This window comes from Streptomyces sp. NBC_00376 (genome assembly GCF_036077095.1).
Taxonomy (GTDB): domain Bacteria; phylum Actinomycetota; class Actinomycetes; order Streptomycetales; family Streptomycetaceae; genus Streptomyces.
On the sequence record NZ_CP107960.1, the window covers coordinates 2,384,970 to 2,400,377 of the forward strand.

Consider the following 15,408-nt stretch of genomic DNA (forward strand, 5'->3'; position numbering starts at 1 on the left):
TTCGCGATCATGGATCTTGCGACACTGAAAGCCTTCAAGCCCTCGGAGTACGAGGGCGCCGCAGAGGCCTATCGTGCGACCGGTGACATGGCCAGTGCGGCCAAGGACACGATCGACAACCAGATCTGCGCGGGGATCCGCAACCGGCTCGAGGGCGAAGCGGCGGACGCAGCCTCTCGAGAGCTCCGCGAACTGTCGAAGAACTTCCACTACGCGCAGACCGAGTGCGGTCTGGTGAGCACCGCGCTCAATGGATTCGCCTTCGACATGGCGGTGGCCAAGCAGAGGCTGGAGGCGGCGATCGAGGACGCCTGCGCGGACCACTGCACGGTGAACGCGAACGGTTCGGTCACATACCCGGCAGGCAAGAAACCCGGCGACGAGAAGGCCGCCGAAGGCGGCACGGTGACCGGGAGCACCGGGGGCAGCCCGACGTCCGACGCCTTGGAGCGCCAGGCGGCGAACATGCACCCGAATCCGAACTACGGCAGGGCGATGTCCTATGCGAACCGGATCGCCGACGCGTTGAAGGAAGCCACGGATGCCGACGAGAAGTGGGCACCGAAGTTGTACGCGTTGAAGGCCGACGACGACCTGAAGGTCTCCAAGCGGGACTGGGCCGACGCGCAGTCGGACATGGGTGGAGTCCGCGAAGCGGGCAAGAGCTATCTCGACTCCCTGCCGGAGCCCCCGAAGGACGGCAGTCCGAAGGACAACGCATCGTGGTGGAACGGGCTCAGCCCGGAGGAGCGGGCAGCGTGGCTCTCCCTCTGTCCCGACACCGTGGGAGCGCTCGACGGGCTGCCTTCAACGGTTCGGGACGAGGCGAATCGCGTCGTCCTCTCGGAGAAGCAGGGCGAGCTCCAGCTGGAACTGGATTCCATCCCGAAGCCTCCGTCCGACGAATGGACGTGGATCAAGGCCGGTCAGATGCCGTCCAGGGTGCACACCGACGAGTGGATGCCCTGGCACAACAAGTACGGCGATCGGTACGAGCAGCTCAACAAGTCCCTCAAGGGGATGCAGAGCATCCAGGACCGTTTCGCCCAGACCGGTGAGGAAGGCCTGCCCGAGGCATACTTGCTCGGGTTCAGCCCGGAAGGAAATGGCCGGGCGATCGTCGCCAACGGGAATCCGGACACGGCCGATCATCAGGCGGTCTACGTGCCGGGCACGACGTCGAACCTGGGCGGCATCAGCGGTGACATCGGTCGGATGGTGAACGTATGGCGTGTGGCTGACGCCGCGCCCGGCAATGATTCGGTCTCCACGATCACTTGGCTCGGGTACGACGCCCCGCAGAACATCGTCAAGGACTCGCCGTTCAGTCACTACGCGAATGACGGCGCGCCGGCCTTCAACCAGTTCATGGACGGACTCGACGCGTCGCACACCGGCGATTCGGACCCGCACCGCACCGCGATCGGCCACTCGTACGGAACGACCCTCATCGGTTCAGCGGCCCGGCAGGGTGACCTGAACGCGGACGACGTGATCCTCGCGGGCAGCCCTGGTGTTCAGGTGCCCAAGGCCGAGCAGTTGGACGTGCCCTCAGGGCACGTCTGGAACCAGGAGGCCGACGGGGACCCCGTTCCGGACATCGGCCGCTACGGACACGGCGGAACCGACTGGGACGGCCCCTGGACCATCCCCAGCGACGAACGCTTCGGCGCCAACCAGATGACCACGGACACCGAGGGCCACAGCGACTACTGGAAAGAGGGGACCGACAGCCTGTGGAACCAGGGACAGGTCGTGGCAGGCAACAGCGACAACGTGATGTTGAAGCCACCGCCGAACTACTGGGCGCATGTGAAGTAGAGGTGTCGTGCCTGCGGGCACCGCCCCTCGAACCCCCCGACGACATGACCGGCCCGACACCGGTCCGACGCATCAAGGCCCCTCAACTTGAAGACCAGACTGAGCGCCCCGGCGCTCCTCCTGTCCCTCGCCCTCACGACCCTCACTGGATGCAGCATGACTGACACCGATGACTCCCACGGCATCCCGTCCGCGGGCACCAGCACCTCGGAGAAGGCCGCTGATGAGGCAAAGAAGGTCTCCAGCGAGATCTACGACCTGATCGGCATCAAGGGAAAGACGTCCAAGACCGGGGCTGGCGTCACGGAATGCGCGGGCAAGGACCGCGAGAAGTACTTCCAGATCTTTCACCCATGGAGCTTCACTCCGACATCGGCCGACCAACTCGATGGCCTGATGGAGCGGCTCAAGAAGGAACTGCCCAAGCACGGGTGGAAGGTCGTGGGTTACGGCCCGGACACCAGTAAGAACAAGAACATCAACCTCACGGCCGACAACGACGCGAAGAAGCACAGCGTCAAGATCGTCGAAATGGCCAAGACCGACCCACCGAGCCTCAGCCTGATGGTCGTCTCCGGCTGCTACCGGGTGCCGGACGGCGAAGAGATCCAGCGGTTCTGAGCGTGACAGCGGTCGAGCTGGTCAGGTCGGGGTGCGGCCGGACCTTGATCAGCTCGGCTCGGTGTGCACGGGACACAGGTCAGGGTGGGCACCTCCCGTGCGTGCCCACCCTGAGCTGTGATCTTCGAGCCCTACTCGAAGTTGGCCCTCGCCCGCTTGTCGCCGGCCTGGTAAGCCGCAGCGGCATCGCGCACCTTGCGCGAGATCTCGCTCAGGGCGCCGTGAATCGCCGTGGCGTCGGCGTCCCAGCCCCTCTGGGCGGTGTCGTAAGCCTCCTTGGCCTCGCCCACCCAGAGTTCGGACACATTGCGGATCATCTGCTGGATGGCCGCAAGGTCCTCCTGGAGCTTCTTGCTCTGCAGGTCAATGGCGCCGGCCGCGAGGTCCAGGCTTGCGTAAGTGACAACCATCGTGCCGTCGTGGTTGCTCGGCATGCGGTCCTCCCGTGTTATCTAGGTTGAGTGTGAAAGCGTCGTACGTGGCGTAGTCGTGGCCAGGTCAGAAGTAGTTGAGGTTCGAGGTCCTGGCCTCTGCTTTCGCGTCACCGGAGTATCCGTCGACAACGTCGATGCCCTGCAGCGCCTGCCGGATTTCGTCTTCGGTGTTGCCCGAAATGGTGCGCGCCGCCTTGATGGCCTCCTGGAAATTGAGGAGACGACGGGCAATGCTTACCATCCTGTGGTTGATCGCCTCCTGCTTCTTGTTGAATTCGCCGGCGCCGATGCCCTTCCAATGGCCTTCCAGGCCGTCGATCGTCCCCTGAAGCGTCTTCAGTTGGCCCTTCACTGACTCGAATCGCTTGGTGAGCTCACCCTCCAGCTTGAGGAGTGCGTCATCTGAGATCTTCTGATCAGCCATGATCTCGGCTTCCTTCCTGGTGCACTTGTTCGGCCCGGCTTTGCTCGCCGGTGGGTACGGGCGAAGAACGTACGGTCACTAGGTCAGTCAGGCGCTGCGGCGCTTACGGACGAGCGCGAAGGCTCCGCCGCCGAGCACGATGACCGCTGCCGCTCCGCCGATGATCAAGCCGAGCGGAGTTCCGTCGTCCTTCTCCTTGCTGGAGCCTGCCACGACGGTGTCGTCAGCCGTTTCCTTCTTCTGGGGCTGTGACGAACTTGGTGCGGAGGCGGCTGGGGAGGCCGAGGAACCGGACGTCTTTTCCTTGGTGAGGGGGCTTATGTCCGGAGCGCCGGGGTTTCCCTTGCCCTTGAGGATGTTGACGGCCGGACGGATGATGCCGTGGCCGAGGTAGTTGCTGAGAGTGCCCTTCTCCCAGTCGCCTCGTCCAGCTGTATCGAAAAGGACGTTGAGAACCTGGTTGGCCGTCCAGTCGGGGTGGGCGGACCAGATCAGGGCGGCGGAGGCTGACGTGATGGCAGTGGCTTGGCTGGTCCCGCCCTCGGAGTCGCAGTAACGCTGAAACTTCGTATCGCACCAGGTTGGAATGCCGTCTCCGGGGGCAGCGATATCTACGCTGCCCCCGTGCTGAGAGTACGTGGAAGCCTTACCAGTGCTGTCAGTTGCGGCGACGCCGACCACCTGCGGATACGAGGCGGGAAACTGTTCCTTGTTTCCCCGTTTGGAATTGTTTCCAGCCGCGGCAAAGAAGAGCTTCCCCTTGCTTTCCGCGTATTTTACAGCTTCTCGTTCCCCTCGGCCCGGGAAATCGCTCCCCATCGACATGCTGATGATCCGCGCATCGCTGTCCGCTGCAGCCCGGATAGCATCTTCGGTGTCGTTGGCGTTCACCGAGTGCTTATTCTGAAAATCCGTATCGGTGACTCGAAATGGAATGATCTTCGCGCCCGGAGCAAGGCCTTGAAGGCCTCCGCCCTTTCCCGTTCCGGCAATCAGCTCGGCCATGCTTGTGCCGTGGCTGTCGTAGTCGTCGTACTCATCACCGTCGGCCCCTGTGGCGTCGAAGCCTTTCAGGACCTGCCCTTTCAGGGACGGTGTCGACGGGTTGACACCGGAGTCGATAACAGCGACCTTGATGCCTTCACCCGTGGTGACCTTCCACATCTCCTTCGTATGCATCGGGCCGAGATACCACTGCTTGGACTGCACATCCGCCGCAACCGCAGGGGTAGCCGTCCCTGCGAGTCCCACGCTCCAAGCAGCAGTCACTGCCATCGCGCCGAGTAGACGCCCACGCAATCCAACAGGCATGCGACGTTTCCGGGTCTGGCTCATTCCTGCTGTCATCCTGACTTCCGAACCTTCTCTGTACCTACTCGATCACCGGAGGTGCGGCTCCACGCCGTCCGGCCTCCCACGTCTCTCTGTCTTCCGCCAGGTAGTCCGGGCGCGGGGTGCCGCCGTCCTGGCCCTCGTCGGAGTCCCGTCGCCCAGCAGGACCACGTACGAGGCCCGCGCCTCCAGCCGTAAAGCCCTTCGAACCCGAGCCGGATCCGGCAGCACTGCGGGGCGTACCCACGATGCCCTTCGAGCTGGGAGTCCCACGCCCGCCGGGTCGAGTCGCAGCGTTCGTTCCGCCAGCTCCGATCACTCCGCGCTGTCCGGTGCCAATAGCCGTTCCGCGCGGAACTCCACGAGCCCCTCCAGACGAGTCCGTGCCCGGAGCGGTGCGCTGTGGGGTCCCACCTACGATGGCCCGGGCGCGCCCAGTACGCGGGCCAGAGGACTTGGATGCATGTGCAGGACTACCTGTCATGGGCCTGCCACCAGTCACGCTATTCCGACCAGCAGCGGGTGGCTGACTCCCGCCTCCACCAGGGCGTCCAGGCGTGCCTGAGCCCGGGCCACCACCAATGGGTGCCGGACGCCCAACCGGAGCTCCGGTGCGCCCAGTCGTCGTAGGCCCGCTGCTCGTGGGGCCGCTCTTTCCGGGCTGCCCAATTGTTCTGGGCAGCCCGGTTGGTGGCATGGAACGTCGCGATCCACCTGCCACAGGGTTCACAAACTCATTCACCATGGGCGGATTCGGACCTGTACTCGGGCCCGTAGGATTTGCAGTCGGCGGTGCCGGGGACGTGTCGGGAAGGGTCACGGGAGCCGGTGGCGCCTTCACACTATCGATCTCCGTCGAAGTGCTTGTGTCCGGCGGGGGTGCAGTTCCGAGTGACTCGATTGCCGCTCGATTACTTGTGACGCCCGGGGTGTCTGTATCAAGCGTGGCAGCGCGCTCCGAGTGACCACGTGTCGTGCCATTGCCCATTGTCTCGGAACCTGTGGAAGAAGAGCCGGGCTCCGGCTCCGCCCAGACCCCCGTCGGCTTCGGCATCGCAACATCAAGCTTCTTTTCGAACCGCGGCGGCGCCTGCGCCGCCAGCGTCTCCTCCGACACCGCGTAGTACGAAGCCAGCCGGTTCGCCTGGTTGATGGCCTCCTGACGGTCCTTCTCGACCTTCAGCGCCGCAGTGTACTCCGGGTTGCCCTCGACCCGCTTCGGGGCCTCGATCTTCTCGACGGGTTTGGGGTCCAGGCGGGTGTCGCGCGGCGGCAGGGACTTGCGCACCGAGGCGAGGCCGGTGCCCGCGACCGTGATCTGGATTCCGGCGGTCTCCGCGAAGTCGCCCAGCTTCCGGGCGTGGGCTACCAGGCCCTTGCCCCAGTCACGGAAGGCTGTTCCGGACTCGCCCTCCCAGTCGACGGCTTCGATGAAGTCGCCCAGCTCGTTCGCAGCCTTGTCGATGGCTCTCCTTGCCGTCAGGAGTGCCTCACCCGCGTGTTCAAGATGCTCCGGGTTGGAGTGCTCGATCAGGTCGATCATCGCGTTGAGGTCGAAGCCCTCGAACGAAGTCCGTCCCGAGGTGCCCCGCGAGCCTCCGAAGGGGAACAAGTCCATGACGTTCTGGACCTGCCGGTTGACGTCAGTGGCGATCAACTGGTTCTGGACGCGCTGCTGGTCCTGCGCCTGCTGTTCCTTGGCTGTCAGTTCCGGCTTCTTGTCGTCGCTCATCAGCTGTCCCCCAAGTCGTCATAGGCAGAGCCGGTCCTGCTGTCGGAGCGCGGCTGCTCAGGCTTGTCGGTCTTCTCCCCGTGCGCCTTCTCCTGCTCCTTGTCCAGGCGCGTCTGGATCTCGTAGAACCGGCGCCGCACATCGTCCTCCACGTTGTCGAAGCCGACGGCCGCCGCCTGCACGCCCAGGCTCAAGTACTCGATCTGGTCGCCGAGCGACTTGGAGAGCGAGACGAGCGCCTCGTGGACGCGGTTGTACTGCGTGTACAGCCCGTCCGCCTCCGCGAAGCACGCATTCTGGCCGCTCAGAGCAGCGCGTGACACCGTCTGCGCCGCGATCTTCGACTTGCCGGCCGCCGAACCGTCGAGCTCGGCGAGCAGCGTGTTGACACGCCCTCTGAACTTCTCCAGCGCGCCAACACCGCGCCGGAGGTCGCCTGGACCGGCCACGATCCTGCCCTCCCCGTTTCCCCGTTTGCTCGGACTGCCGCGCGTTGCTATCGCATCCGCGTGAACCTGTCCGACCTCATTGCATAAACCCTAACCACTGCCTACGACAGGGCCAACCTTCTTATCCATCACGTAACTTCGGCAGAACGATTACCGGTCGCCCGGCGCGTGGACCGCCGTCGGGCGTCGCGTACGGCCACGGAGACGCCCGCTATGGCGGCTACCAGCACCGCCCCGCCCACCACAACGTACGTCGCCAGGCGGGCGTTGCGTTCGTCCGCCGTTTCGCCCAAGTGGAGTTGGGCCGGTGTCGGCGCTTCGCCCTTGCTCACGCCTTCGTGCGCCACCGGGTGCTCGATGGGCTTGTCGTCCTCCGTCAGGGCACGCACCGGGTCGACGACGCCCCAGCCCACCAGGTGGTCGTGGCCCGCGACGGAGCGTTCCGCCGTCTGCTCGATCTGGGCGACGATCTGTTCCTGCGTCCAGTCCTGGTGCTTGGCCTTGATGAGGGCGGCGACTCCCGCGACGTACGGGGCCGAGAAGCTGGTGCCGTTGTCGGCGCAGTGTCCGCCGCCGGGGACCGTCGAGATCATGTCCACGCCGGGGGCGGCCACGCCGACGAAGTCGCCGGACTGGGAGAAGGCCGCCCGCTCGTTGTTGCGGTCCGACGCGGCAACGGCCAGGACACCTGGGAACGAGGCCGGGTAGGTCTTCTTGATGTTGCCGCCGAGCCCGTCGTTGCCGGCGGAGGCGACGATCACGATCTCCTTGGCCAGGGCGGCGTCCACCGCCGTCTTCAGAGCGCCCTCGGGCAGCACCGCCTTGGCCGTGTCCTGGGAGATGTTGATGACGTCCGCGTGGGCGACATCCGCTGCGTAGGTGATGGCGTCGGCGAGTGTCTGGGCCGTTCCGTGGCCCTCTGCGTCGTTCTGCTGGATCGGGATGATCGTGGCGCCCGGGGCCAGGCCGGTGAAGCCGGTGCCCTTCACTTCTCGCGCGGCAATGATTCCGGCGACCTTGGTGCCGTGACCGACGGTGTCGGTGGTGCCGTTCTCCTTGCCGCGCTCGATCTTGTTGCCGTTCTCGTCCTTGATGTCCTTCCGCATGAAATTGCGGCCGCTCCTGGTGTCCACGGCGCCCTTGAGCTGGGGGTTCTTGATGTCCACGCCCGTGTCGATGACGGCCACGCGTACGCCCTTGCCGGTGGACTGCTTCCACAGCTCGTCCATCAGGACCCGCTGCAACGACCAGGGGCGGCCCGCGTACATCTTCGAGCCGAAGGTGCACTGGGTGGAGTCCTCCGCCGCCGCGGGCAGTACCGGCAGCGTGACGAAGAGGACGGCGGTGGCGGCTGCGACGGTCAGCGGACGCCGGTACGGAGAGGTGTGCGTCGTCATGTGGATACGCCCCTCAGGAACCCTGCGGCTGGCGGGCCGCCCCGGTCGACAGACGTGGCCCCGTGGGCAGGAACGAGGACCAGGCGGCCGGGACGGGAGCGGGCACGACGTCCTTGTATCCGAGCTGGTTCTGCGCCTGCTGCGCCTCCTGCTGCCGCTGCGCCCGCTCCTCCTTCGTGCCTGATTCACCGATGCCGGAGTCGCCCTGCTCGCTGTCGCCGTTGGACTGCATGGCGTAGCGCAGACCGGTGTCGGTGACCAGGAAGAGGGGGCCGGAATCGGTGCTGGATCCCTTGAACTGCCGGAAGAGCTGGCCGGATCCGGGGGTGACGTAGGCGCTGCTGGAGCCGGTGGGCAGCGTTGCGGGGAAGCCGGTGCCCGCCCACGTGCTGAGCGTGGTGGCACCGTTCTTCGTGTCGACACCGCGCAGGACATTGCACACGGTGTTGCGGCTGCCGGCCGCGGCACTCGCGGAGTTGACGGGCTTGGGCTCGCTCCTGGGCCAGTCCATGTTCTGCCCGAACGCTTCGCCGGGCACGAACGCTGCCGCGCTGACGGACCTCTCCTTGCCGTCCTGGCCGAGCCCGACCAGTTCCAGGCTGCTGAGCAGGAGCTTCGCGACGAAGTCCGACACTGGGGCGACCCGGCCGGGCAGGACCACGTACTTCTGGGTCCTGGTGCCGGACGTCGCCGCAAGGATCACGCCCACCTTGTTCGCCTCGGGCGGCAGCTCCCCCCGGATGCCCGCGTCGGCGCCGGGCGTCCCGGGGAGGGTCGGGAAGTCGATCGCGTCCCCGGTGTGCAGGGTGGCCAGCCATGCGGCGGAGACCCGCTGGGGGGTGCGGCGCTCATCGAGCAGGGCACGCAGCAGCAGTTCGTCCTTCTTGACCTTGTACGCCTTGCCTGTGGCGTCCACGATGTAGCGGGTCCTGTCCGGTCCCGGACCCTCGACGTACATCAGCTCACCGCCGTGCAGCCGGTTCGCGCCCTCGGTCTTCTTCTGGTCTCGCTCCGCGAAGACGAACGCCGCCTTCTGGATGGCCCTGCCGCCCTCGCCGGGCTGCTCGCAGACGGCCCACCGCTTCTTCGAACCGGCTTCGTCCTTGTCCGGCAGCCGGTCGGGGGCGTACGGGATGCCGAGCGTGGCGCCGTGCGCGATCTTGCCGTTGTCGAGGACCGATTCGTCGACGTTGATGACCTTGCCCTTGTCCGGGTCGAGCAGGAGCTTGGCGGAGGCCATGTTCAGCACCGGGTGGAGCTGCGTCTTGCCATCGGTCTTCAACACCACATAGCGGGTGGTGGATTTACTGGCAATGATGACGTTCTCGTACGGGGTGTCCCATTTCTGGGGTGCCACGGGTTTGAACATCCCCCAGGCTCCGAACGCCGCGATGATGACGACGCCGACGATCGTGCCGGGCACCACCGCGCGCAGGGGGCGCGGCGCGCCCTCCTCCGTACCGCTCGGGTTGGGTTGCAGGAACTGTGCGATCAACCTCCGCTTCGCGAAGGTGTAGGCGTTGAGTTCGTCCCGCCGTGATGCCATCTGTCCGCTGCCCCTTTTCCCCAGTGAGCAACCAGGTTCCCATACGCACCGTGGGCCTCGAACGCCGACTGGGCTTCCCACTATGCCTGTTGGTACTCGACCGTCACTGCTCAGGTAGGGTGATCGCCCGGTCAACACCCGTGAAAAAACTGTACAAACGGATACAAGGGGGCAACGCGGCGATGGGTGCAGCGACGCGCGAACGCACGGGGCGGTCTACCCATCGAGTGTCCGGCCCTTCCCGACGGCAACGTGGCAACGAGCCTGCCGCAGCAGCGCCCGCGGCGCCGGTGGGCGCACCCGCGGCGACGACTCTGCGGTCGATCTCGCGGACCGGCCGCCCCGCCACCGTGCTGCGGCAGATGGTGCTCGTCGAGGCGGCCCTGGGCGTCGCCGCGGTGGGCGTCGCACTCGACGGCCCCTGGCTGGTGCCCGGGGTCTCGGTCGCCTGCCTGCTGGTACTGCTCGCGGTGGTACGTCGCCGGGGCCAGGCCGTACAGGACTGGCTGTCGACGGCGCTCGCGCTCCGCGACCGCCGACGGACAGCCGTGGCGTCCGACGCGGATGCGGAGCCGCAGCTGACGCCGGTGGCGGAGAGCGTGCCGGGCTTCGCTCCGTACATCTACGTCGACCGGGACCGCCGCACGGTGGGCATGGTCGGGGACGGTACGTTCCTGACGGCTGTCGTACGGGTCGAGGCCGGCGGTGAATCGCTGCGCCAGGCGCGCGGTGCGCGGGCGCTCCCGTTGTCCCTGCTGGGCGATGCGCTGTCGGTGGACGACATCGTGCTGGAGTCCGCGCAGCTCGTGCAGCAGGTACGTCCCGCTCCGGCCCAGCATCTGCCGCAGCAGTCGGCGGCACGGCTCTCCTACGCCCCGCTCCAGGAGCAGATCGGGGCGCCCGCGCTGCGGATGACCTGGGTGGCCGTGAAGCTGGATCCGGAACTGTGCCGGGAGGCGGTCGAGGCGCGCGGGGGCGGCATCGGTGGGGCTCAGCGTTGTCTGGTCCGGGTCGCGGACCATGTGGCGAGCCGGATCACCGGGGCCGGTTTCCGGGCCGTGGTGCTGGACCAGGAGGAGCTGAACTCCGCCGTGGCCACATCCGCTTGTGCAAATCCCATGCTCTCGGCCCGCGCCGGGCGCCCGGATGCCGCGACGCAGCGGCGGACGACGGAGACGACGAGAGTCTGGCGGTGCGACGACCGTTGGCACACCGCCTATGCGGTGGACCGCTGGCCCGAGTTGGGCCGGGGGGCGACCCCTCTTCCCCGCCTCGTTTCGCTGCTGACCTCGGTTCCCGCGTATGCGACGACCTTCAGCCTGACGGTGCGACGCCGTTCGCGCCAGGGCGAGGTCTCGGTGTCCGGTCATGTGCGGATCACGGGCGGGTCCGATACGGAACTGGTCGGAGTACGAAGGACATTGGAGCAAGCCGCACGGCACGCCAAGGTCGGTCTGGTGCGGCTGGACCGCGAGCAGTTGCCGGGCGTGCTGGCGACGCTCCCGCTGGGAGGCGCACAGTGACGAATCGCACCGAGCCGAGGCGGGGACTGCGCGGTCCGCGCCACGCGGGGCACACGCTGGCCGCGGAGCACCTGGGCGCGCTGTCGTTGCCGGTCGGGGACGACGGCGTGATCATCGGCACCGATGCCGAGGGGCACCCGCAGATGATCGGGTTCCACCGCCCGGCACCGTATGACGTCCTGCTGATCGGCGGCCTGTGGACGGCGCAGGTGCTGGCGCTGCGTGCGGCGGCCACCGGGGCACGGGTGGCGGTCGAGACCGGACGCACCCAGGCGTGGACGACCCTGGCGCAGGCCGCGGGTGCCGGTCTCGAATGCGTCTCCCTCCATGACGTGGGCCGGGTTCCGCCGACCGGAGCGACCGTGGGCAGCCCGGTGGTGGTGGTTCGGGACTGCGGGATGCGCCCGCCCCGTGGCCGGGTGGTGTCCTCGCCCTGGCAGTCGGTGCTGACGCTGCTGCCCTATCTGAGCCCGGTGGCGCCCCGGTTGATGCGGTCGTCGACGCTCGTGGGTGTCCAGCGGGTCTCGCCCGCCGAGGCGGACCAGATCGGCCGGATCCTGGGGCTCGCCCGCGCCGAGAGCGAGGCCCTGCCCACCCTGGCGGACGGTGTCACGCTCTGGGTGGCGGGCGGCGAGCGCCACTGGGTGATGACGAGCGCGACGGACATAGAGACCGGGCTGCTCGGCACCGCTCGCCGGATGGACTGACCGGGGACCGACGGGGAACTGGACTGGCCGGGTACTGACCGGATGGGCTGAACTCTTCTGTTCGCGACCCTGGACCTGCCGCTTCCGGAAGGATGGCGGGGGAACGACACCGCTCGATCGAAGGGACGCCGAAATGGGCACCCAGCAGGAAAAGGAAGAGCTCTACGCTCTCGACATCTCGGACGTGACGTGGCTGAGCGCACCGGGGACCGAGAATGTCGAGGAACGGGTCGAGATCGCCCATCTGCCGGGCGGTGCGGTCGCCATGCGCTCGTCGTTGGACCCGGAGACCGTGCTTCGGTACACGGAGGCCGAGTGGCGTGCCTTCGTACTGGGTGCACGGGACGGTGAGTTCGACCTCACGTAGGCACGGGCCGGGTGAGGGGGTGGCTGCCTCGCGAGGGCGGCCCCTCTTCACCCCGTCCTGATATGTCGCGAATCAACGGCTTCGATCTGCGCGCTCCGTCGCATTCGGTCTCCCGGGGCGAGTACGTGATGCACGGGACAGTTCTTGCGGTGCCGTACGCCCTGCCGGAGCGGGCCCCATGACGATTAGGGTGGGTCCGGGCGCGGCAGAGGAACCTGCGGGCAGGCAATGCGTGTCCCAGGGGGAGAGCCGGGCGGTCGGACAGACGGAAACGGTCGCCCCCACCCACCACGGCACAAGGGTGCTCGACCACACCAGGAGGCAAAGTGAACGGCGATCGGGACGAGATCCGCGGGGGCTGGAACAAGCCCGTCGACGAGTCGTCCGACGCGGAGCCCGCAGAGATGACGGGTGAGTTCACCATCGACTACACCCCGCCCGCCTGGTACACGCAGAACGCGCCGGGGGACTCGTCGGGGGGTGCCGGTACGCATCTGGCGCCGCCTCCGCCGCCGAGCGGAACGCCGCTTTCCGTCCCCGCGCCTGCCCCCGGGGGCGGTTTCGACTCCGACTGGACGCCGGCACCGCCCGCGCCCATTCCTGCACCGCCCGCGCCCATTCCCGCACCGCCCGCGCCCGCACCGTCCGCGCCCATGCCGGCGCCGGTTCCCGCCCAGTCCTCGGCGGGTGACGCCGCGCCTGCTCCCGCGGGCGGGACGGGGGACTTTGGCGGTGTGTCGGACCCGTTCGGGGGCGGGGACGTGGAGAGCGGCTCGACGATGCGGTTCTCACCGGCCTCGCTGAAGCGGCAGATCGCGGAGATCGAGGGGCGCTCGGCGGACGGGGCCGGGGACGACGCCGGGAGCGACTCGGGGCCGGACTCGGACGCCGGTTCGGACACCGCCTCGGCCACCGCGCAGACCGGTGCCGGTGACGGCGGTACGGGTACGGATGAAGCGCCCGGTACCGGCTCCGCCTCTGCCCCCGCGCAGACTTCGGACGCGTCCGCCGAGGAGCCCGATGGCGCTGCCGCCCCGGACCCCGGCGCGGACTCGGCCGATGCCCCGGCGGACGGGCCGCAGGACTCCGCTGCCGCCCCTGCCCTCACCGACGCCGCCGTCCCCGACGCGGCCCCCCAGGACGTACCGCCCGCCGACGCGCCGCAGGGTGTCGTCGCGCCCGTCGCACCGAGCCCCTGGACGCCCGCGCCGCCGCAGGGCGCCCTGCCGCCACTGCCGCCCGCCTTCCAGCCCGCCGCGCCGCAGCCCACCGCGCCCCAGCCGGCCCAGCAGTGGCCGGCTCCGGGCCCGACCGGCCAGGCGCCCGGCGGCTACGGATTCCCGCAGGCCGGGGCGGCTCAGCAGCCGCAGGCACCCCAGCCGCCCCAGGGCGGTTACGGATTCCCCCAGCAGCCCGCTCCCCCGGCTCAGCAGACCCCGCCCCAGGGCGGCGGCTACGGATTCCCGCAGGCGTCGCAGCAGCCGCTGGCACCGCACCAGCCTCAGGCGCCCCAGGGAGCCCAGCCGGCCCAAGGTGCTCAGTGGCCCGCGCAGCCGGGTGCACCCCTGCCGCCGCAGGTCCCGCAGGAAAGCCAGGCCCCGCAGCCGCCGGCCCAGCCCACGCCCCACCTGCCCGCGCAGATCACTCCTCAGCAGCAGGCCCAGCACCAGCAGCCTCAGCAGGCCCAACACCCCCAGCAGGGATACGCCCAGCAGGGACACCCCCAGCAGCGACACCCGCAGCAGGGACAGCCCGTGGACCCCCGCACCGGGGGCGCTTGGCCGACCCCGGTCACCCATGACCAGCGCGAGCGTTCCGTGCCCGGTGCCCCGCTCGGGTACACGGCCGCCGTGGAGCTCTCCTCCGACCGGCTGGTCCGGGGCAAGCAGAAGGCGAAGAGCAGCCGCACTCCGTCCGGCGCGTCCCGCTTCAAGCTGGGCGGCAAGAAGGAGGAGGCCGAGCGGCAGCGCAAGCTGGAGCTGATCCGTACGCCTGTGCTGTCCTGCTACCGGATCGCGGTCATCAGCCTCAAGGGCGGCGTCGGCAAGACCACCACGACCACCGCCCTCGGCTCGACCCTGGCCACCGAACGGCAGGACAAGATCCTCGCCATCGACGCCAACCCGGACGCGGGCACGCTCGGCCGCCGGGTGCGCCGCGAGACCGGTGCCACCATCCGTGACCTGGTCCAGGCGATCCCGTACCTCAACTCGTACATGGACATCCGCCGGTTCACCTCGCAGGCGCCCTCCGGACTGGAGATCATCGCCAACGACGTGGACCCGGCGGTCTCCACGACGTTCAACGACGAGGACTACCGGCGCGCGATCGACGTGCTGGGCAAGCAGTACCCGATCATCCTCACCGACTCGGGCACCGGCCTGCTCTACAGCGCGATGCGCGGGGTGCTGGACCTCGCCGACCAGCTGATCATCATCTCGACGCCGTCGGTCGACGGTGCGTCCAGCGCGTCCACCACGCTGGACTGGCTCTCCGCGCACGGGTACGCGGAGCTCGTGCAGCGCTCCATCACCGTCATCTCCGGGGTCCGCGAGACCGGCAAGATGATCAAGGTCGATGACATCGTGCAGCACTTCGAGACGCGCTGCCGCGGCGTGGTCGTCGTACCGTTCGACGAGCACCTGTCGGCCGGTGCCGAGGTCGACCTCGACATGATGCGGCCCAAGACCCGCGAGGCGTACTTCAATCTCTCCGCGATGGTCGCCGAGGACTTCGCCCGCGCCCAGCAGCAGCAGGGGCTCTGGACCTCGAACGGCTCCACCCCGCCGCCGCAGTACGCTCCGCCGATGCCCGGCCAGCAGCAGTACGCCCCGCAGCAGCCGCCGCAGGGGTACCCGCAGCAGCAACAGCAGCCGTACGGCGGTCAGCAGCCCCCGCAGCCGTATCCGCCGCAGCCCGGCCTGCCGGGACCGCAGCAGAACGGCTGGCAGCAGGGGCAGCCCGGCCAGCCGGTTCCGCCGGAGCTGCAGGGTCCGGTATCGCCCGCCGGATGGCCGCAGCAGCCGCCGCCAGCGCCTCAGCAGTAAGGCATCAG

Annotated in this window: 13 protein-coding genes; 7 read left to right on the forward strand and 6 right to left on the reverse strand. The window is 68.3% G+C overall.

The window, feature by feature from the left end; translation table 11 throughout:
- The first annotated feature begins 9 nt into the window (after positions 1–9).
- Both OG842_RS10485 and OG842_RS10490 read left to right on the forward strand, forming a co-directional pair.
- The gene (locus tag OG842_RS10485; RefSeq protein ID WP_266729359.1) at positions 10–1,821 is read left to right on the forward strand and encodes an alpha/beta hydrolase; all 1,812 of its coding nucleotides are present in this window, start codon (positions 10–12) and stop codon (positions 1,819–1,821) included.
- A gap of 156 nt (positions 1,822–1,977) precedes the next feature.
- Complete coding sequence (locus OG842_RS10490; RefSeq protein ID WP_266729360.1) at positions 1,978–2,442, forward strand: hypothetical protein; 465 nt, start codon at positions 1,978–1,980, stop codon at positions 2,440–2,442.
- Between the two features lie 131 nt (positions 2,443–2,573).
- On the opposite strand, the gene OG842_RS10495 is transcribed toward OG842_RS10490, so the two are convergent.
- The 3 genes from OG842_RS10495 to OG842_RS10505 all read right to left on the reverse strand — a co-directional run bounded on the left by OG842_RS10495 (position 2,574) and on the right by OG842_RS10505 (position 4,647).
- Positions 2,574–2,876: a WXG100 family type VII secretion target gene (locus tag OG842_RS10495; protein WP_266729361.1), complete on the reverse strand. Its 303-nt coding sequence runs from the start codon at positions 2,874–2,876 to the stop codon at positions 2,574–2,576.
- A 64-nt stretch (positions 2,877–2,940) separates the two neighbouring features.
- Entirely contained in the window at positions 2,941–3,300 is a 360-nt protein-coding gene (locus tag OG842_RS10500) for a WXG100 family type VII secretion target (protein WP_266729362.1), read from the reverse strand.
- Positions 3,301–3,387: 87 nt separating this feature from the next.
- Positions 3,388–4,647, reverse strand: a complete 1,260-nt coding sequence (locus tag OG842_RS10505; RefSeq protein WP_266729363.1) for a S8 family serine peptidase — start codon at positions 4,645–4,647, stop codon at positions 3,388–3,390.
- 1,345 nt (positions 4,648–5,992) lie between these two features.
- Between OG842_RS10505 and OG842_RS10510 the strand changes: the two genes are divergently transcribed.
- Positions 5,993–6,388, forward strand: coding sequence for a hypothetical protein (locus OG842_RS10510; RefSeq protein ID WP_323185723.1), 396 nt, complete (start codon positions 5,993–5,995; stop codon positions 6,386–6,388).
- Here the strand turns inward: OG842_RS10510 and OG842_RS10515 are convergent.
- The 3 genes from OG842_RS10515 to eccB all read right to left on the reverse strand — a co-directional run bounded on the left by OG842_RS10515 (position 6,364) and on the right by eccB (position 9,756).
- Positions 6,364–6,816, reverse strand: a complete 453-nt coding sequence (locus OG842_RS10515; RefSeq protein WP_443064057.1) for a hypothetical protein — start codon at positions 6,814–6,816, stop codon at positions 6,364–6,366. The genes OG842_RS10510 and OG842_RS10515 overlap by 25 nt on opposite strands.
- Positions 6,817–6,941: 125 nt before the next feature.
- Positions 6,942–8,210 carry a type VII secretion-associated serine protease mycosin gene (gene mycP / locus OG842_RS10520; protein WP_266729366.1) on the reverse strand — a complete coding sequence of 423 codons (1,269 nt, stop codon included), beginning with the start codon at positions 8,208–8,210 and terminating at the stop codon, positions 6,942–6,944.
- A 13-nt stretch (positions 8,211–8,223) separates the two neighbouring features.
- Positions 8,224–9,756 (reverse strand): type VII secretion protein EccB, encoded by a 1,533-nt coding sequence (gene eccB, locus OG842_RS10525; RefSeq protein ID WP_266729367.1) that lies wholly within the window; start codon positions 9,754–9,756, stop codon positions 8,224–8,226.
- A gap of 182 nt (positions 9,757–9,938) precedes the next feature.
- On the opposite strand from eccB, the gene eccE reads away from it, so the two are divergent.
- The 4 genes from eccE (at position 9,939) to OG842_RS10545 (ending at position 15,400) form a co-directional block, all read left to right on the forward strand.
- A complete protein-coding gene (gene eccE, locus OG842_RS10530) occupies positions 9,939–11,279 on the forward strand; it encodes a type VII secretion protein EccE (protein WP_266729368.1) in 1,341 nt (446 codons plus the stop codon).
- Entirely contained in the window at positions 11,276–11,986 is a 711-nt protein-coding gene (locus OG842_RS10535; RefSeq protein ID WP_266729369.1) for a hypothetical protein, read from the forward strand. Before eccE ends, OG842_RS10535 begins: the two co-directional genes overlap by 4 nt.
- A 133-nt stretch (positions 11,987–12,119) precedes the next feature.
- Entirely contained in the window at positions 12,120–12,353 is a 234-nt protein-coding gene (locus OG842_RS10540) for a DUF397 domain-containing protein (protein ID WP_266729370.1), read from the forward strand.
- A gap of 326 nt (positions 12,354–12,679) precedes the next feature.
- Complete coding sequence (locus OG842_RS10545; RefSeq protein ID WP_328512188.1) at positions 12,680–15,400, forward strand: SCO5717 family growth-regulating ATPase; 2,721 nt, start codon at positions 12,680–12,682, stop codon at positions 15,398–15,400.
- Positions 15,401–15,408 lie beyond the last annotated feature (8 nt).